Here is a 17,182-nt window from a genome sequence, read left to right on the forward strand (position 1 = left end):
CGACAGTCTTTAGAAGTGTTCCGAGAGGCGCTACGGCGTAGCCTGGCAAGCATAGCAAACGGCGCTCGTTGCGCGACAAGCCGGCATCACGAGGAGAGAAAAACATGTTGAACAACGTCGAACTTGTTTCCCGGCTCGTCATGGCCGCCGTGCTCGGCAGCGTGATCGGCTTCGAGCGCGAGCGGCTTTCGTGGGCCGCCGGCCTGCGCACGCATATGCTCGTGTGCGTCGGCTCGGCGCTCATCATGATCGTGTCCGCGTTCGGATTCGCAGATGCGCTCAAGGCCGAACATGTGGTGCTGGACCCATCGCGCGTGGCGGCGCAGGTCGTATCGGGCATCGGCTTTCTCGGCGCGGGCTCGATTCTTTTGCGCGGCGAAATCGTCCGCGGCCTGACGACGGCGGCGAGCCTGTGGTCCGTCGCGGCCATCGGACTCGCGGTCGGCGGCGGCCTGTACACGGCGTCGATTGCGGCGACCGCAATCATCCTCATCATTCTGGCGGGGCTGAAGCCGCTCGAGCGACGCTTCATCTCGGTGAGGCAGCGCCGACAACTGACGATGCTGGTCGATCGCGGCTCGCTTTCGTTTCATGCACTGCACGAGGCGCTCGGGCCGGGCAGCGTGCGCGTGAAGCAGTTCGTTGTGCAGCAGAGCGAAGAGTCGCCGGATTCGGACGAGGTGCAAGTCGAGTTGTCGCGCGTGTCCGAGCAAGAGTATCGGTCGATCTGCGCGCGCTTGCGGCAACTCGAAGTCGTCCGCGAGTTTCGCGAAGACGGCACCGTCTGAGCGGCGGCGCGCAGATGCATCGCACGGATGCGAAATCGAATGCTGAAACATCGCGCGAAGCCGCTGGATAAGGCCCGCAGCCGTGCGACAATGCGGCCTCGAAATTTATCGCCGGACCGCATGGGCGCGCTGCGCGCCAGCAGTTCCGGCCGCAGTCTTTCGATCCGCAGCTTCCGACCTATGCCAGATTCCGCTGTACCCCGAAATCCTGACGTCTCATCGGACGATACCGTTCCTTCCGCGAAAACCGGCCGCCGGAGCCCGGCGCGCACCGCGCAGCGCGTCGCCCAACTGCGCGAAGCGATCCGCCCCGGCGAAACGCTCGACCTCTTCGCCGAGGACGCGGAACGCGCCACCCAGCAGGCGATGAACACCGATATTCGTCAGGGCACGTTCGAGGGATTCGAGTTGCCGGAGGTGTTTCTGGCGGCGGTGGAATCGTCGGCGAGGCGGCGCGCAGCGCGTGCAGCGGCGCCGGCCGAAGCGCGGGCGGAGACGCCGATGCAAGGCGATCTGATCGCGGATTCGTTCGACTCGCCTGATCCGGGGGATGACGGCCCGACGCTCCTTGCTACCGCGACCGCTTTTCACGCGCCCGATGCCGTCTCGCTCGATCGGCACGTCGCGGCGGTTGCCTCGCACTCGTTTCAGTCGTTCGCCTGGCTGCTGTGCGCCATGCTCGCGACCTACGCGACCGTCATCGCCCAGCCGGTGACGTGCCTCCCTACCGTTCCCGACGTCTTCAGCACGCGATAGTCCCCTGCGGCAACAAGCCTCGGGGTCGCGCAGGATGACCGCCGCGCGGCCCCTCACGCCCCGCCCCTATTTTCCAGCCGGTCAAAAAAGCCGTGTCTGTAGAAAAACTACAACATTTTTGGGAAGGAAATGCTGCATCGCACTAGGAATCCGGCAGGGCAAACCCTATAATCATGGCTAAGGGAAAACCCTCAATCACTAACCGGAGTCTCACATGAGCTACCTCTTCGCACTGCTGCAAAAACTTGCTTCGCTGTTCGAATCGCCGCATCTGCCGATGGACAAGGACTATTCGTATCAAGCGCGTTTCCGTGAATCGGAGCGTCAGCGCAAGTCACGCGGCACGGCTTTCGGCATTCGTCTGTAATGCGCGGCTAAAGGCGGCGCGGGACACACAGTAGAAGCAATATGCGACGGCAAGCGCCGTACACCCGCCCGCCAGTTCTGTAGTTTTTCTAGCAGTTTTCTAGCATTCCACTTCCGCGCTCCAAGCGCGCGACACGGCATCACTTCCCCCGCAGTTTTTCCGCGCCCGTCGTCCGACGAGCCGCCGCGGTATCCTTTCGGTCTCACGAACCATCGCGCATTGCGCGGCCCCTCATGACCGGCGACATCCACTTCTACGATCCGAGCGAAGGCCACGGCCTGCCGCATGACCCCTTCAAGGCAATCGTCGCGCCGCGCGTCATCGGCTGGATCTCCAGCCGCACCGCCGAAGGCGGCGTGAACCTCGCGCCGTATAGCTTCTTCGGCGCGTTCGCGACATTCCCGTACGTGATCGGCTTTTCCAGCGAAGGCCGCAAGGACAGCATCAGCAACATCGAGGCGACCGGCGAATTCGTCTGGAACATGTCGACGCGCCCGCTGGCCGAGCGCATGAACCGCACGTCCGCGCCGGTGGCGCCTGAAATCGACGAATTCGAGCTCGCCGGGCTGACGAAAGCGCCCGGCCGCAATGTCGACGTGCCGCACGTGGCGGAGTCGCCGGCGGCGCTCGAATGCCGGCTGCTGCAAGTCGTGCGCATCCACGACCTCTCCGGCCAGCCGATGAACAACTGGCTCGCGCTCGGGCAGGTGGTGGGCGTGCATATCCGCAGCGAGTTTTTGAAGGACGGTCTTTTCGATACCGCCGCCGCGCGCCCGATCATGCGCGCGGGTTATCGCGCGGACTACGCCGAGATCGGCGAAATGTTCCAGATGATCCGTCCGAGCGCCTGACCCCAAAGGCGAAAACATCGGCTTCGCGCCGCGACTTGTCGTGGCGCGACACGCGTCCACCGTTGCGCGCTTCTCTCCCTTCGTCCGCAGAGCCTTGTCCCACAAGGCCGTCCGGCTGTCTACCGCAAAACTGCGACAAATCGGTGTCGTATTTCCACATGTGATTGTCGCAAATAGTCGGCTCACGGCACTTTTTTCTGGCAACTATGTATGCAGAGCGCGGAAGCGCGTCCGCCACGGTTCTGGAGAATGTCGATGGATTCCCCCAAGGTAGTGGTCGAAGGGCTGTGCAAGGTGTTTGGCAGCAACCCCAAACAGGCGATCGACCTGTTGGCCGGCGGTGCGTCGAAGGAAGAAGTGTTCTCGCGTACCGGCCAGATTGTCGGCGTCCACAACGTCTCGTTCGATGTCAGGGAAGGCGAGATCTTCGTGCTGATGGGCCTCTCCGGCTCCGGCAAATCGACGCTGATTCGCCTGATCAACCGGCTCGTCGATCCGACCGCCGGCAAAGTGCTGATCGACGGGCGCGATGTGGCCGCCGTGCCGCGCTCGGAACTCACGGCGCTGCGCCGCCGGGACATGAGCATGGTGTTCCAGTCGTTTGCGCTGATGCCGCAGCGCACGGTGCTGTCCAACGCCGCGTTCGGGCTGGAAGTGGCGGGCGTCGGACGCAAGGAACGCGAATCGCGCGCCATGACCGTGCTCGAACAAGTGGGCCTCGCGCCGTTCGCGCAGAAGCTGCCGTCGCAGTTGTCGGGCGGCATGCAGCAGCGCGTGGGCCTCGCGCGGGCGCTCGCCGTCAACCCTTCGCTGATGATCATGGACGAAGCGTTTTCCGCGCTCGATCCGCTCAAGCGCAAGGAAATGCAGAACGTGCTGCTCGACCTTCAGCGCGAGCAGCGCCGCACGATTCTCTTCGTCTCGCACGATCTCGAAGAAGCCATGCGCATCGGCACGCGCATCGCGATCATGGAAGGCGGCCGCGTGGTGCAGATCGGCACGCCGCAGGAAATCATCAAGAATCCCGCCGATGACTACGTGCAGGCCTTCTTCGAAGGCATCGACACGAGCCGTTACCTCACGGCCGGCGATCTCATGCAGACCGATGCCGTGCCGGTCATGAAGCATTCGCCGCAGATCGACGCATCGAGCGTCGCTAAGACGCTCAACGGCAGCGCGGAATACGCGTTCGTGCTGGACGGCGAGCGCCGCATTCGCGGCTTCGTCGGGCGCGACGCCACGGGCAACGCGGTGCCGCAAATCCATCACGTCGAATGCATTGAGCGAACCATGACGCTCGACGACGTGGTGAACCGCGTGGTCGCCAGCCCCGCGCCGCTGCCTGTGGTCGATGCAGACGGTTCGTACTGTGGTTCGGTCAACAAGACGAACGTGCTCCAGGTCTTAACGCGCCATCGAGGTTCCCATGTCTGAAATCATTCCGCTCGGTAGCTGGGTCGATCACGGCGTCCACTATCTGCTCGACCACGACGCCAAAACGTTCGACTCCATCGGCAAAGTCATCGAGAGCTTCGCGGCGCTCATCGAACACGGCCTTCAGGCCATTCCGATGTGGGCGCTCATGGCGATCTTCGTCGGCATCGGCTTGTGGCGCGTCGGCTGGCGTTTCGCGGCCTTCACGCTGCTCTCGCTGTTGCTCGTCTACGCGACAGGCTTCTGGGATCAGATGGTCATCACGCTCGGTCTTACGTTGTCCTCAACATTGATCAGCCTGTTGCTCGGCGTGCCGCTCGGCATATGGACCGCCAAGAGCAAGATGGTCGAAATGGTCGTGCGCCCCGTGCTCGACCTCATGCAGACCATGCCTGCCTTCGTGTATCTGATTCCGGCCGCGATGCTGTTCGGCCTCGGCCGCGTGCCCGGCATTCTGTCGACCGTGATCTTCGCGATGCCGCCCGCAGTGCGCCTCACGTCGCTCGGCATCAAGCATGTGAATCGCGAGATCGTGGAAGCGGGTCAGGCGTTCGGCTGCACGCCGTGGCAACTGCTCTACAAGGTGCAGATTCCGAACGCGCTGCCGTCCATCATGACCGGCGTGAACCAGACCATCATGATGGCGCTGTCGATGGTCATCATCGCGTCGATGGTCGGCGCGGGCGGCCTCGGCAACGACGTGCTCGCGAGCATTCAGCGGCTGGATATCGGTCTGGGCTTCGAGAGCGGCTTGTCCGTGGTGTTGCTCGCGATCATCCTGGACCGCATCACGGAGAGCTTCGGACGTTCGCCGGGCATGGCTCGCGCGCCGCTGTTCTCGGGCTTCAAGTCCGTGATGCGCGTGCGCCGCGCGCCGGCCGCGCAACAAGGTTGATGCGCCCATGAAGCGCGATGCGATCGCCCCCGCAGCCGCCGATTCGCCGCTCGCCCATCTCGCGCACTTCGGCTTTCTGACGCTGCCGAACTTCTCGATGATCGCGTTCACGAGCGCGGTCGAAGTGCTGCGCATGGCGAACTACATCGGCCGCACGGAGCACTACAGATGGTCGGTCATCACGCCGGACGGCGAGCCGGCGCGGGCGAGCAACGGCATGACGGTCAAGCCCGCGACGACGCTGGACGAAGCAGGCATGCCCGACGTGCTGATCGTGTGCGGCGGCTGGCACGTCGCCGATTATGTCGACGACACCGTGATCGCGCTGTTGCAGCGCGTGCATGAGGCGGGCGTGCCGCTTGGCGGCATCTGCACCGGGCCGTATGCGCTCCTCGCGGCCAAGTTGCTGGACGGCTACCGTTGCACGCTGCACTGGGAAGACATGTCGCCGGTGAACAAGCGCTTCCCGCATGTGCGCTTCGCCGACGAGCTATTCGTGATCGATCGTGACCGCGTGACCTGCACGGGCGGCACCGCGCCGCTCGACCTCATGCTCAATCTCGTGAGTCTGCGGCTCGGGCAGGCGCATGCGGCGCAAGTGTCGGAGCAGTTCATCGTCGAGCGCATACGCGGGTCGACCGACTATCAGCACATTCCGGTCGATGCGCGCGTCGGCTTCACGCGGGCGGAACTGGTGGAAGTCGTGCGGCTGATGGAAGCGAATATCGAAGAGCCGCTGTCGCTCGATGAACTCGCGCGGCTCGTGCATCTGTCGCAGCGGCATCTTCAGCGCATGTTCAAGATGTTCCTCAGCGTGTCGCCGACGCACTACTATCTGACGTTGCGCCTGCGACGCGCCCGCGATCTGTTGCGCAACACAGATGCATCGATTGCGCGCGTGACGAGCATCTGCGGTTTCCATTCGCCTTGCCACTTCAGCAAGGCGTATCGCGCGCAATTCGGCCATGCGCCGAGCGCGGAGCGGCGACTTTCCGCTTGACGCCGCCGTAGCTTTACGAAGCTAGCTCACGATCACGTTCGATAATCCGTCTTGCCGCCTTCGATCATGCGCAACGCGGCCTGCCATTGCAGCGCGGTGATGCTTTCTATGCTGTCGCTGCGATACTGAGCAGCCGTCGTTTCGCACACTTCGGGCGAAGGCAGATTCAGCTCGCCGCCGCCCGCGAGCGCGCGCAGCTGAATCTCGCAGGCCCGCTCCAAGAAATAGATTTCCTGAAACGCAGCGGGAATCGAACGGCCGCATGCAAGCAGTCCGTGATTGCGCAGGATCATCGCGTTATGCGGCCCGAGATCGTTGACGAGACGGTCACGCTCCGCGAGATCCAGCGCGATGCCTTCGTAGTCGTGATAGCCGATCTGCCCGTAGTACTTCAGCGCATGCTGGCTGATGGGCAAGAGCCCCTGCTTCTGCGCGGAGACCGCCGCGCCCGCCGGCGTATGCGTATGCACGACGCAGACCACATCCGGCCGCGCCATGTGAATGGCCGAGTGAATGGTGAAGCCCGCCGGATTTACGCGATACCGCTCGGGAAGCTCGGCCACGTTCGCATCGACCGGGCGGCCTTCGCTGTCGATGCGCACGAGGTCCGACGCGCGCATTTCGTCGAAGAGCACGCCGTATCGATTGATGAGGAAGTGATGCTCCGGCCCCGGCACGCGCGCACTGATGTGCGTGAAGATCATGTCGGTCCAGCGAAAATGCGCGATCACGCGGTACAGCGCCGCCAGGTCGCAGCGTAGCGCCCACTCTTCTTCCGAATAGCCGTGAGTCTCCATGCCAGTCTCCTTCGTTGGAATTGGTCAGATGGCCTGCGCGCGGCCGGGAAACGTCTCGTCGTAGTCCATTGCGTGATGCACTTCCTCGGTATCTGCGCCGCGCTGTTCGCGGTACATCATCGGCGGCAGACCGAACTGCTTGCGAAATTCGCGGCCGAGGTGCGATGCATCGGAGAAACCGCAGCTCGACGCGATATCGGCCACCGTCTTGTCCGAACTCGTCAGCAGCCACGCGGCCGTGCGCAGCCGCACCTGCTTGGCGTACGCCTGCGGCGCCTTGCCCGTCTCGGCCTTGAAGAGGCGTTCGAGTTGCCGCGTCGACATGTCCAGCTTGTGCGCGAGTTCATCGAGCGTGAGCGAACGGCCGACGTGCTGCTCCATCAGAAGAATTGCGCGCTTGACCTTCGGATGCGTGGCGGGCGCGAGGCCCGGCGGATGCGGCTGCGGCGCGTTGCCTTTCTGCATGTCGTCGACGAGCAGAATGCGCAGCGCCTTTTGCACCGTCGCGGTCTCGAAGTGCCGCAGCAGGATGGCGGCGGCCACGTCGATGGAAGCCCGCCCGCCCGAGCACGTGATGCGCCTTCTGTCGATCACGAACAGCCGGTCCGCGACGAGCAGTTGCTCGTCCGCTTGCGGGAAACGCTCGACGAAGTCCCAGTAGTGGAACCAGCTCACGCACACGCGATGGCCGTCGAGCACGCCCGCGCGCATCAGCGTGAAAACGCCCGTGCACATGCCGACGATAGTCGCGTCGCGCGCGGCGGCGCGGCGAATGAACTGCAGCGTGGCATCGCTCGCGGAAGCCCCGGAATGCAGCAGGCCGCCGACGACGACCACGTAGTCGAACGGTTCGGCCTGCTCGTAGGTTTCCCACGGCGTGATCTGGATGCCGCAGCTAGCGCGCACGGGCGCGAGCGTTTCGCCGATCACGCTCCACGAGCAGCGCACCGGGCGGCTGAAGTCGCCTTCGTCAGCGGAAAGACGCAGCAGATCGACGAAGCCCGAGAACGCGGTCAGCGTGAAGTTCGGCAACAGTACGATGCCGAAGCGGATGCGCGATTTCGATTGGCCGTCGATGGAAAGCGGCGGAAGGGATTCTGCGGGATTCATGCGCGTGCGGTGCGGCGGCTCTGGGGTATGCGGCGAGCATAACACCGGGCGCGCGCAACGGGCGCATCGTCAGAAAGGAAGGAAACGCCGCGCAGAACGCGCGGCGTGAAGCGATGAATCAGGCGCCGAGAACAGCGAACGCCCAGGCGAACACGCCGCCGATCAGCGCGCCCGTCGAACGGCCGAGCAGGCTTGCTACGGTGTAATCGCCCCAACGCTGCTCGACCTCGGCTTTCAAGACGCCGAAGTAGCGCAATACCGGATCGATCGAGCAGACGAGCATCAGCGCGACCCACAAAGGCGCTTCGCGGGTGAGCACGTGTTCGGGAGCCAGAACGCCTGTGGCCTGAAGCGCGCCGACGACGCCGACGCCGACAAGAAACGCAAACACCCAGGACTTGAAGAACTGATCGGGAAGAGCGTGACTTTCCATTGCTGCAAACGGGATAAACGGGGGACTGGAAGACGAGAGACGCATTCGCGCGAGCTCTCACGGACCTAGGGAATATACCGAGGCGCATTTGTTTAGCCGTTCGGAGCAATCTCAAAAATGCCCCGGTTTGCAACGAAACTGCGCAAGAACGCGCTGCGGCCTGCGCGCTCTGGTAGGCGCTGACGCCGCCATCCCATTTCCATGCCGTTTTTGTTCTATCTGCCGGAATTGCGGTTTGGTGCAATGAGGCCATGTCGAACGCGCTCGCTCATTCGAACGACGCGAACCGCCAACCTTGAGGCCACGCCATGAATGTCAGCGTTTTCGATCTGTTCAAGATCGGCATCGGACCTTCCAGCTCGCATACCGTCGGGCCGATGATCGCGGCGTGCCGCTTCGCGTCGCATATCGAGGACGCGAATCTGCTCGGCTTCGTCACACGCGTGCGCGCCGAGTTGTTCGGTTCGCTCGGCGCAACGGGCAAGGGCCACGGCACCGACAAGGCCGTGCTGCTCGGGCTGGAAGGCAATCTGCCCGATCTGATCGACCCGGACGCGATCGCGCCGCGCCTCGCCGACATCCGCGCGACCAAGCGTCTGAACTTGCTCGGCAAGCGCGCCATCGTGTTCGACGAGCGCGAGCACATCGGCTTCTATCGCAAGCTGATGCCCGGCGCGGCGGGCTCGAGCATGGTGCATCCGAACGGCATGCGCTTTCAGGCGTTCGATGAAAACGGTCAACTGCTCGTCGAGAAGGAGTATTACTCGGTCGGCGGCGGGTTCGTCACGAACCGCGAAGGCGAGCGCGTGAACGGCGTGCGCGCCGGCGCGAGCGTGCCGTATCCGTTTCGCACCGGCGACGATCTCATGCGCATCTGCCGGGAGACAGGTCTGTCTATCGCCGATGTCGCGATGAAAAACGAATGCGCGAATCGCAGCGAAGACGAGGTGCGCGAGGGCATGCTGGCCGTATGGCGCGTGATGGCCGCGTGCGTCGAGCGCGGCTGCAAGGAGCGCGGCGATCTGCCGGGACCGATGCAGGTCAAGCGGCGCGCAGCGGACCTGTGCGCGCAACTGCGCTCGCGTTCCGAGGAATCGCTGCGCGATCCGCTCTCGATGCTCGACTGGGTGAATCTCTACGCGATGGCCGTCAACGAAGAAAACGCTTCGGGCGGACGCGTGGTCACTGCGCCGACCAACGGCGCGGCGGGCGTGATTCCCGCCGTGCTGCACTACTACGTGAAGTTCATGCACGGCGCGAACGACGAAGGCATCGTCCGCTTTCTTCTGACGGCAGCGGCCATCGGCATCATCTACAAGGAGACGGCTTCGATTTCCGGCGCGGAAGTGGGCTGTCAGGGCGAAGTGGGCGTCGCGTGCTCGATGGCCGCCGCCGCGCTTGCTGCCGTGATGGGCGGCACGCCTGCGCAAGTGGAAAACGCCGCTGAAATAGGCATGGAACACAACCTCGGCATGACGTGCGACCCCGTCGGCGGCCTCGTGCAGATTCCGTGCATCGAACGCAACGCGATGGGCGCGATCAAGGCGATCAACGCCGCGCGCATGGCGATGAAGGGCGACGGCCAGCATTACGTCTCGCTCGATTCGGTCATCAAGACCATGCGCGAAACAGGCGCGGACATGAAGACGAAATACAAGGAGACGTCGCGCGGCGGGCTGGCCGTGAACGTCATCGAGTGCTGAAACACCGCTACGAAGGAAGAAACACATGAGCCGCTATTCGATATTCAGCCTGCTGCGCAACGGCATGTCGTATCACGAGAACTGGGAGCGCCAATGGCGCAGCCCGGAGCCCAAGCGCGAATACGACGTGGTGATCGTCGGTGGCGGCGGGCACGGCCTCGCGACGGCCTACTATCTCGCGAAAGAGCACGGCATCACGAACGTCGCGATTCTGGAGAAGGGCTGGATCGGCGGCGGCAATACCGCGCGCAATACGACCATCGTGCGATCCAACTATCTGTGGGACGAATCCGCCGCGCTGTACGAGAAGGCGATGAAGCTGTGGGAAGGTCTTTCGCAAGACCTCAACTACAACGTGATGTTCAGCCAGCGCGGCGTGATGAACCTCGCGCACACGCTGCAAGACGTGCGCGATACCGAGCGCCGCGTGAATGCCAACCGGCTCAATGGCGTCGATGCCGAGTTCCTGACGCCTGCGCAGATCAAGGAGATCGAGCCGACCATCAACCTCAATAGCCGCTATCCGGTGCTGGGCGCGTCGATTCAGCGGCGCGGCGGCGTCGCGCGTCACGATGCGGTGGCCTGGGGCTTCGCGCGCGGCGCGGATCAGGCGGGCGTGGACATCATCCAGAACTGTCAGGTGGTGGGCATTCGGCGCGAGGGCAATCGCGTGACCGGCGTCGATACCACCAAAGGCCATATCAAGGCGAAGAAAGTTGCGATCGTCGCGGCCGGCAACACGACGACGCTCGCGGACATGGCGGGCGTGCGCCTGCCGCTCGAAAGCCATCCGTTGCAGGCGCTCGTGTCCGAGCCGATCAAGCCGGTGGTCAACACAGTGGTCATGTCGAACGCGGTGCACGCGTACATCAGCCAGTCCGACAAGGGCGATCTCGTGATCGGCGCGGGCGTCGATCAGTACACGGGCTTCGGGCAGCGCGGCAGCTTTCAGATCATCGAAGGCACGCTGGAAGCGATCGTCGAGATGTTCCCCGTGTTCTCGCGCGTGCGCATGAACCGCCAGTGGGGCGGCATCGTCGATGTCTCGCCGGACGCATGCCCGATCATCAGCAAGACCGACGTGAAGGGCCTCTACTTCAATTGCGGATGGGGCACGGGCGGCTTCAAGGCGACGCCGGGTTCCGGCTGGGCGTACGCGCACACCATCGCGAAAGACGAGCCGCATCCGCTGAATGCGCCTTTCTCGCTCGACCGCTTCTATACCGGCCATCTGATCGACGAACACGGCGCGGCTGCCGTGGCGCACTGAAGGAGTACTGAACATGTTGCTGATCGAATGCCCCTGGTGCGGGCCGCGCGCCGAAAGCGAATTTTCCTGCGGCGGCGAAGCGGACATTGCGCGCCCGCTGGAAACGGAAAAGCTCACCGACAAGGAATGGGGCGATTACCTCTTCATGCGCAAAAACCCGCGCGGCGTGCATCGCGAACAATGGATGCACGCGCAAGGCTGCCGCCGCTGGTTCAAGGCGCAGCGTGACACGGTGAGCTACGAGATACAGGGCTACGAGACGTTCGACCGTCCGCTGGCTGTGATGGACAACAACGAGGGAGCGTCGAAATGAGCCAGAAAGACCGACTCGCCACGGGCGGGCGCATCAATCGCGCCATCGCGCTGACCTTCACATTTAACGGCAAGACGTATCAGGGTTTTCAGGGCGACACGCTCGCGTCCGCGCTGCTCGCCAACGGGCAACACTTCGTCGCGCGAAGCTGGAAGTATCACCGGCCGCGCGGCATCGTGACGGCGGGCGTGGAAGAACCGAACGCGGTCGTGCAGCTCGAAAAAGGCGCTTATACGGTGCCGAACGCGCGCGCGACCGAAGTGGAGCTGTATCAGGGACTCGTCGCGGAGAGCGTGAACGCGAAGCCGAACATCGAGAACGATCGCATGGCGATCAATCAGAAGTTCGCGCGCTTCCTTCCGGCGGGCTTCTACTACAAGACGTTCATGTGGCCGCGCAAGCTCTGGCCGAAGTACGAGGAAGTGATTCGCGATGCAGCCGGTCTCGGCAAGGCGCCCGAGGAACGCGACGCGGACCGCTACGACAAGTGCTTCGCGCATTGCGACGTGCTCGTCGTCGGCGGCGGGCCGTCGGGTCTCGCTGCGGCGTATGCGGCGGGCCTGTCCGGCGCGCGCGTGATTCTCGTCGACGATCAGCGCGAACTGGGCGGCTCGCTGCTCTCTTGCCGCGCGGAGATCGACGGCAAGCCCGCGCTGCAATGGGTGCAGAAAATCGAAGCCGAATTGCGCAACATGCCCGACGTGAAGATACTTTCACGCAGCACGGCGTTCGGCTATCAGGACCACAACCTCGTGACGGTGACGCAGCGGCTGACCGATCACTTGCCCGTGTCGATGCGCAAGGGCACGCGCGAACTGATGTGGAAAGTGCGGGCCAAGCGCGTGATTCTCGCGACGGGCGCGCACGAGCGTCCCATCGTGTTCGGCAACAACGATCTGCCGGGCGTGATGCTGGCGTCCGCGGTATCGACGTATCTGCATCGCTATGCGGTGCTGCCGGGCCGCAACGCAGTGGTGTTCGCCAACAACGACGACGCGTATCAATGCGCGCTCGATCTCAAGGCGGCGGGCGCGCAGGTCACGGTTGTCGATCCGCGTCCTGCAGAAACCAAGGGCGCATTGCCCGCAGCCGCGCGACGCTACGGCGTGCGCGTGATGAACGACGCCGTGGTGACGGCAGCGCACGGCAAGCTGCGCGTGTCGTCGGTGGAAGTGGCTTCGTATGCGAACGGCACGGTCGGCGCGAAGCAAGCCGACCTGCCTTGCGATCTCGTCGCGATGTCCGGCGGATGGAGCCCGGTGCTGCATCTCTTCGCGCAATCCGGCGGCAAGGCACATTGGCACGATGAGAAAGCATGCTTCGTCCCCGGCAAGGCGATGCAGGCGGAGACGAGCGTCGGTGCATGCGCGGGCGACTTCACGCTGGCACGCGGCATTCGCTTCGGTCTCGAAGCGGGCGCGGAAGCCGCGCGCGCAGCGGGACATATCGTGGCGCGGACGCAGCCGGTGAAGGTCGCGGAGATCGCTGAAGCGCCGATCATGCCGCTGTGGCTCGTCGGCGGACGCGAACTCGCGACGCGCGGACCGAAGCAGTTCGTCGATTTCCAGAACGACGTTTCCGCCGCCGATATCTATCTCGCCGCGCGCGAAGGCTTCGAATCCGTGGAGCACGTCAAGCGTTATACGGCGATGGGCTTCGGCACGGATCAGGGCAAGCTCGGCAACATCAACGGCATGGCGATTCTTGCGCAGGCGCTCGGCAAGACCATTCCGGAGACGGGCACCACCACGTTCCGCCCGAACTACACGCCTGTCACGTTCGGCACGTTCGCGGGCCGCGAACTGGGCGAATTTCTCGATCCCGTGCGCAAGACCGCCGTTCACGAATGGCACGTGCAGAACGGCGCGATGTTCGAGGACGTCGGCAACTGGAAGCGCCCCTGGTACTACCCGAAGGGCGGCGAAGACATGCACGCGGCGGTCGCGCGTGAATCGCTCGCGGTGCGTCAGAGCGTCGGCATTCTCGATGCATCGACGCTCGGCAAGATCGACATTCAGGGCCCCGATGCCGCGAAGCTGCTGAACTGGGTGTACACGAACCCGTGGAGCAAGCTGGAAGTCGGCAAATGCCGCTATGGCCTGATGCTCGACGAGAACGGCATGATCTTCGATGACGGCGTGACCGTGCGCCTCGCCGAACATCACTACATGATGACGACGACCACCGGCGGCGCGGCGCGCGTGCTCACGTGGCTCGAACGCTGGCTGCAAACCGAATGGCCCGACATGCGCGTGCGGCTCGCATCGGTGACGGACCATTGGGCGACGTTCGCCGTGGTCGGACCGAATAGCCGCAAGGTGCTGCAAAAGGTGTGTCAGGACATCGACTTCGCCAACGCCGCATTCCCGTTCATGAGCTATCGCGATGGCACGGTGGCGGGTGCATCGGCGCGTGTCATGCGCATCAGCTTCTCGGGCGAACTGGCCTACGAAGTGAACGTGCCGGCGAACGTGGGCCGCGCGGTGTGGGAAGCCATCATGGAAGCGGGCGCGGAGTTCGACATCACGCCGTACGGCACCGAAACCATGCACGTGCTGCGCGCGGAGAAGGGCTACATCATCGTCGGGCAAGATACCGATGGCTCGATGACGCCGTTCGACCTCGGCATGGGCGGCCTCGTCGCGAAGTCGAAGGACTTCATCGGCAAACGCTCGCTCACGCGCTCGGATACCGCGAAGGCGGGACGCAAGCAGTTCGTCGGCTTGCTCACGGACGATCCTTCGTTCGTGCTGCCCGAGGGATCGCAGATCGTGGCGGGTCCCTTCCAGGGCGATACCGCGCCGATGCTCGGTCACGTGACGTCCAGCTATTACAGCCCTGTTTTGAAGCGTTCGATTGCGTTGGCCGTCGTGAAGGGCGGGCTCGACAAGATCGGCGAAACCGTCACGATTCCGCTTGCGAGCGGCAAGCAAATCAACGCGAAAATCACCAGTTCGGTGTTCTACGACAGCGAAGGAGCACGTCAACATGTGGAATGAAACCAAAGCTTCCTCGACCGTTGTGGATCGCATGACGGTCGGGCAGAGCAACCTCGGCCCGACGTGGCAGGAGTCGCCGCTCGTGGGCGCGGATGCGCTGATGAAGGCGCATCATACGGGCGCATCGAAGGCGTTTCGCCTGACGGAGCGTCCGTTCCTGCAACTCGTGAACGTGCGCGGCGATACACGCGATGCCGCGTTCTTGCGTGCGGCGGAGAGCGTGATCGGCTGCGCGCCGCCTTCGATGCCGAACACCATCGCGAAGGGCAACGGCTACGACATGCTGTGGCTCGGGCCGGACGAATGGCTCGTGGTGTCCGAGGCGCAGCACGATGCATCGCGCGCGGCGCCGCTCGAAGCGCGATTGCGCGAAGCCTTCGCGGGCGTGTTCGCATCGGCGGTGGATATTGGCAGCGGTTATACGGTGCTCGATATCGACGGTCCTCGCACGCGCGATGTGCTTTCGCGCGGCTGTCCGCTCGATCTGCATCCGAAGGTCTTCGGCGCGGGACAGTGTGCGCAGAGCCACTACTTCAAGGCGTCGATCACGCTGGTGCCTCTGGGCGGCGATCGCTTCGAGATCATCGTGCGTCGCAGCTTCGCGGATTACTTCGTGAAGATCATGCTCGATGCGGCCGAGCCGCTACTCGCATGAAACCGTACGAGCCGTTGCATGCGGGCGGACAAGGGTGGCGCGTCATCGTCGATGAACTCGTCGTGATGACGCGCGTCGGGCTTTATGAGCACGAGCATCGCGCGCCGCAGGCTTTATCCATCGATGCGAGCCTGCGGTATCGCGGCATGCCTCGCGAAGACGAGCTGATCGATTACGAGGCGTGGTGCAATCGCGTGACGGCGTATCTGCAAGAGAAGACGCATACGCGCTTGCTCGAAACGCTTGCGGTGGAGATCGCCGCGTTATCGTTCGATGAATGGCCGGCGCTCGATGCGCTGACGCTTGCGCTCTCCAAGCCGAAGATTCGCGAGGGCACGCGAAGGCTCGCGCTGGAACTCGACTGGCGGCGCGCGGATTACGATGCGTGGCGTGTGCAGCAGGCGTTGGCTGTGTCGAGCGCATGAACGCATCGCGCGATGCGGCGGCGCGGCTTTCCGAACGCGCTTGTAAGGAGCACGATGCGCACGCGGCGCTGGCGTTGCTTGATAGGAGCATCGCGTTGGGGCATCGGCGGATTGCGCTGATTCGGTACTTGCACGCGCAGTATCTCGGTGCGGCGCTTGAGGGGCGGCATCATGTGTATGTTGAGGAGGTCGCTTCGAGGTTGAGTGGGGAGGCGTTGGCGGGGGTGGTGAGGGCGGCGCGGGGGAGGTTGGGGGGTTAGGGGGTTGAGTTGTCTCCGTATGGGCGGAGGAAGCGAGCGCGAGAGCGAGAAGAGAGAGCGTGTGCGGTCGATCTCCGCTTATGCGGAGGAACGCTCGGTGGCGTGCTCGCGGACAGGAACGAGGCGGGCCTATCTCCGCATACGCGGAGGAACCACGATGTCGGCGCGTAGGACGTCCATCCAGTAGGGTCTATCTCCGCGTAAGCGGAGGAACCATAAAGCACGCATGTCCACTGTTTTCCCCTACGGGCCTATCTCCGCGTACGCGGAGGAACCCGCATGTAACAGGCGAGCGGTGCAGCGTGATGAGGCCTATCTCCGCGTACGCGGAGGAACCGATGATGCGGCGGCCACACGCGTGGTCGAACAGGGCCTATCTCCGCGCACGCGGAGGAACCGCCTTGCTTCGCAGAACGGTCGAATCGATTTCGGGCCTATCTCCGCCTACGCGGAGGAACCCCCGCGCGGTGCTGGCCGGACGGAGCCGGAGACGGCCTATTTCCGCCTACGCGGAGGAACCTCATCGCGCCAGTCGCTCGAAAGCCTCCCGTACGGCCTATCTCCGCGTACGCGGAGGAACCAGACTGTCAAACTTGATGCCGTTGTGCTCGCACGGCCTATCTCCGCGTACGCGGAGGAACCTACCCGAACAGTCAGATCGAGCGTGAACTGTGGGGCCTATCTCCGCGTACGCGGAGGAACCGCAGGAGATCGCGGGCTCGGTCAACGTCGACAAGGCCTATCTCCGCGTACGCTGAGGGACCGCGCCTCGCAGCTGCTCGATATCGGACCGCGGGGGCCTATCTCCGCGTACACGGAGGAACCGGGGGTGGGCGCTGCCAAACGCGATCATCCTGGGGCCTATCTCCGCGTACGCCGAGGAACCCGCGTGTGACTGCGGGGCGCGTGCAGACGCCGGGGCCTATCTCCGCGTACGCGGAGGAACCGCGATGGCGTTGATCGACAGAGGCAACCAGTCGGGCCTATCTCCGCGTACGCGGAGGAACCTCGACGCCGAGCGCCTTGCTCGCAGCGGCGTAGGGCCTATCTCCGCGTACGCGGAGGAACCGGCCAGCAACGCCGCAGAGAATGCCGCCGCGACGGCCTATCTCCGCGTACGCGGAGG

General features: G+C 64.0%; 17 protein-coding genes and 1 CRISPR repeat array (1 of these 18 only partly in view). Of the genes, 14 read left to right on the forward strand and 3 right to left on the reverse strand.

Annotated elements, in window-relative coordinates; genetic code table 11:
• Nucleotides 1-104 precede the first annotated feature (104 nt).
• From NCR35_RS19190 to NCR35_RS19220, 7 genes are all read left to right on the forward strand, one after another.
• Complete coding sequence (locus NCR35_RS19190) at nucleotides 105-788, forward strand: MgtC/SapB family protein (protein WP_250535671.1); 684 nt, start codon at nucleotides 105-107, stop codon at nucleotides 786-788.
• Between the two features lie 120 nt (nucleotides 789-908).
• Nucleotides 909-1,544 carry a hypothetical protein gene (locus NCR35_RS19195; RefSeq protein ID WP_250535715.1) on the forward strand — a complete coding sequence of 212 codons (636 nt, stop codon included), beginning with the start codon at nucleotides 909-911 and terminating at the stop codon, nucleotides 1,542-1,544.
• Nucleotides 1,545-1,758: 214 nt separating this feature from the next.
• Complete coding sequence (locus NCR35_RS19200) at nucleotides 1,759-1,911, forward strand: hypothetical protein (RefSeq protein ID WP_250535672.1); 153 nt, start codon at nucleotides 1,759-1,761, stop codon at nucleotides 1,909-1,911.
• Between the two features lie 233 nt (nucleotides 1,912-2,144).
• A complete protein-coding gene (locus NCR35_RS19205) occupies nucleotides 2,145-2,762 on the forward strand; it encodes a flavin reductase family protein (RefSeq protein ID WP_250535673.1) in 618 nt (205 codons plus the stop codon).
• Nucleotides 2,763-3,017: 255 nt separating this feature from the next.
• Complete coding sequence (locus NCR35_RS19210; RefSeq protein ID WP_244849694.1) at nucleotides 3,018-4,196, forward strand: quaternary amine ABC transporter ATP-binding protein; 1,179 nt, start codon at nucleotides 3,018-3,020, stop codon at nucleotides 4,194-4,196.
• On the forward strand, nucleotides 4,189-5,091 hold the full coding sequence (choW, locus tag NCR35_RS19215) for a choline ABC transporter permease subunit (RefSeq protein WP_244849695.1): 903 nt from the start codon (nucleotides 4,189-4,191) through the stop codon (nucleotides 5,089-5,091). The genes NCR35_RS19210 and choW overlap by 8 nt, the downstream gene beginning before the upstream one ends.
• A 7-nt stretch (nucleotides 5,092-5,098) precedes the next feature.
• Nucleotides 5,099-6,091: a GlxA family transcriptional regulator gene (locus NCR35_RS19220; RefSeq protein WP_250535674.1), complete on the forward strand. Its 993-nt coding sequence runs from the start codon at nucleotides 5,099-5,101 to the stop codon at nucleotides 6,089-6,091.
• Between the two features lie 32 nt (nucleotides 6,092-6,123).
• Here the strand turns inward: NCR35_RS19220 and NCR35_RS19225 are convergent, their stop codons facing one another.
• The 3 genes from NCR35_RS19225 to NCR35_RS19235 form a co-directional block, all read right to left on the reverse strand.
• Nucleotides 6,124-6,888: a class II aldolase/adducin family protein gene (locus NCR35_RS19225; protein WP_250535675.1), complete on the reverse strand. Its 765-nt coding sequence runs from the start codon at nucleotides 6,886-6,888 to the stop codon at nucleotides 6,124-6,126.
• 24 nt (nucleotides 6,889-6,912) lie between these two features.
• Complete coding sequence (locus tag NCR35_RS19230; protein WP_250535676.1) at nucleotides 6,913-7,998, reverse strand: GlxA family transcriptional regulator; 1,086 nt, start codon at nucleotides 7,996-7,998, stop codon at nucleotides 6,913-6,915.
• Between the two features lie 118 nt (nucleotides 7,999-8,116).
• The gene (locus NCR35_RS19235; RefSeq protein WP_206469030.1) at nucleotides 8,117-8,431 is read right to left on the reverse strand and encodes a hypothetical protein; all 315 of its coding nucleotides are present in this window, start codon (nucleotides 8,429-8,431) and stop codon (nucleotides 8,117-8,119) included.
• A gap of 308 nt (nucleotides 8,432-8,739) precedes the next feature.
• Between NCR35_RS19235 and NCR35_RS19240 the strand changes: the two genes are divergently transcribed.
• Genes NCR35_RS19240 through NCR35_RS19270 form a run of 7 tightly spaced genes read left to right on the forward strand, consistent with a single transcriptional unit; the run spans nucleotide 8,740 to nucleotide 16,056 of the window.
• On the forward strand, nucleotides 8,740-10,134 hold the full coding sequence (locus NCR35_RS19240) for an L-serine ammonia-lyase (protein WP_250535677.1): 1,395 nt from the start codon (nucleotides 8,740-8,742) through the stop codon (nucleotides 10,132-10,134).
• A 25-nt stretch (nucleotides 10,135-10,159) separates the two neighbouring features.
• On the forward strand, nucleotides 10,160-11,404 hold the full coding sequence (locus tag NCR35_RS19245) for a sarcosine oxidase subunit beta family protein (RefSeq protein ID WP_175940837.1): 1,245 nt from the start codon (nucleotides 10,160-10,162) through the stop codon (nucleotides 11,402-11,404).
• 13 nt (nucleotides 11,405-11,417) lie between these two features.
• The gene (locus NCR35_RS19250; RefSeq protein WP_250535678.1) at nucleotides 11,418-11,717 is read left to right on the forward strand and encodes a sarcosine oxidase subunit delta; all 300 of its coding nucleotides are present in this window, start codon (nucleotides 11,418-11,420) and stop codon (nucleotides 11,715-11,717) included.
• Entirely contained in the window at nucleotides 11,714-14,716 is a 3,003-nt protein-coding gene (locus NCR35_RS19255; RefSeq protein ID WP_250535679.1) for a sarcosine oxidase subunit alpha family protein, read from the forward strand. Before NCR35_RS19250 ends, NCR35_RS19255 begins: the two co-directional genes overlap by 4 nt.
• Nucleotides 14,706-15,371 carry a sarcosine oxidase subunit gamma gene (locus NCR35_RS19260; RefSeq protein ID WP_250535680.1) on the forward strand — a complete coding sequence of 222 codons (666 nt, stop codon included), beginning with the start codon at nucleotides 14,706-14,708 and terminating at the stop codon, nucleotides 15,369-15,371. The genes NCR35_RS19255 and NCR35_RS19260 overlap by 11 nt, the downstream gene beginning before the upstream one ends.
• Nucleotides 15,368-15,796, forward strand: a complete 429-nt coding sequence (locus NCR35_RS19265) for a dihydroneopterin aldolase (protein WP_250535681.1) — start codon at nucleotides 15,368-15,370, stop codon at nucleotides 15,794-15,796. The genes NCR35_RS19260 and NCR35_RS19265 overlap by 4 nt, the downstream gene beginning before the upstream one ends.
• Complete coding sequence (locus tag NCR35_RS19270; RefSeq protein WP_250535682.1) at nucleotides 15,793-16,056, forward strand: hypothetical protein; 264 nt, start codon at nucleotides 15,793-15,795, stop codon at nucleotides 16,054-16,056. Before NCR35_RS19265 ends, NCR35_RS19270 begins: the two co-directional genes overlap by 4 nt.
• Before the next feature lie 65 nt (nucleotides 16,057-16,121).
• Nucleotides 16,122-17,182: a CRISPR direct-repeat array (repeat unit 28 nt; unit sequence GGCCTATCTCCGCGTACGCGGAGGAACC); it runs 858 nt beyond the window's last position.

The sequence above is a fragment of the Caballeronia sp. AZ10_KS36 genome, assembly GCF_023631105.1.
Taxonomy (GTDB): domain Bacteria; phylum Pseudomonadota; class Gammaproteobacteria; order Burkholderiales; family Burkholderiaceae; genus Caballeronia.

Bases quoted from the DNA above. Each gene is read 5' to 3' on its own strand.
- NCR35_RS19190 (WP_250535671.1), top strand. From the start codon at position 105: ATGTTGAACAACGTCGAACTTGTTTCCCGGCTCGTCATGGCCGCCGTG.
- NCR35_RS19195 (WP_250535715.1), top strand. From the start codon at position 909: ATGGGCGCGCTGCGCGCCAGCAGTTCCGGCCGCAGTCTTTCGATCCGC.
- NCR35_RS19200 (WP_250535672.1), top strand. From the start codon at position 1,759: ATGAGCTACCTCTTCGCACTGCTGCAAAAACTTGCTTCGCTGTTCGAA.
- NCR35_RS19205 (WP_250535673.1), top strand. From the start codon at position 2,145: ATGACCGGCGACATCCACTTCTACGATCCGAGCGAAGGCCACGGCCTG.
- NCR35_RS19210 (WP_244849694.1), top strand. From the start codon at position 3,018: ATGGATTCCCCCAAGGTAGTGGTCGAAGGGCTGTGCAAGGTGTTTGGC.
- choW (WP_244849695.1), top strand. From the start codon at position 4,189: ATGTCTGAAATCATTCCGCTCGGTAGCTGGGTCGATCACGGCGTCCAC.
- NCR35_RS19220 (WP_250535674.1), top strand. From the start codon at position 5,099: ATGAAGCGCGATGCGATCGCCCCCGCAGCCGCCGATTCGCCGCTCGCC.
- NCR35_RS19225 (WP_250535675.1), bottom strand. From the start codon at position 6,888: ATGGAGACTCACGGCTATTCGGAAGAAGAGTGGGCGCTACGCTGCGAC.
- NCR35_RS19230 (WP_250535676.1), bottom strand. From the start codon at position 7,998: ATGAATCCCGCAGAATCCCTTCCGCCGCTTTCCATCGACGGCCAATCG.
- NCR35_RS19235 (WP_206469030.1), bottom strand. From the start codon at position 8,431: ATGGAAAGTCACGCTCTTCCCGATCAGTTCTTCAAGTCCTGGGTGTTT.
- NCR35_RS19240 (WP_250535677.1), top strand. From the start codon at position 8,740: ATGAATGTCAGCGTTTTCGATCTGTTCAAGATCGGCATCGGACCTTCC.
- NCR35_RS19245 (WP_175940837.1), top strand. From the start codon at position 10,160: ATGAGCCGCTATTCGATATTCAGCCTGCTGCGCAACGGCATGTCGTAT.
- NCR35_RS19250 (WP_250535678.1), top strand. From the start codon at position 11,418: ATGTTGCTGATCGAATGCCCCTGGTGCGGGCCGCGCGCCGAAAGCGAA.
- NCR35_RS19255 (WP_250535679.1), top strand. From the start codon at position 11,714: ATGAGCCAGAAAGACCGACTCGCCACGGGCGGGCGCATCAATCGCGCC.
- NCR35_RS19260 (WP_250535680.1), top strand. From the start codon at position 14,706: ATGTGGAATGAAACCAAAGCTTCCTCGACCGTTGTGGATCGCATGACG.
- NCR35_RS19265 (WP_250535681.1), top strand. From the start codon at position 15,368: ATGAAACCGTACGAGCCGTTGCATGCGGGCGGACAAGGGTGGCGCGTC.
- NCR35_RS19270 (WP_250535682.1), top strand. From the start codon at position 15,793: ATGAACGCATCGCGCGATGCGGCGGCGCGGCTTTCCGAACGCGCTTGT.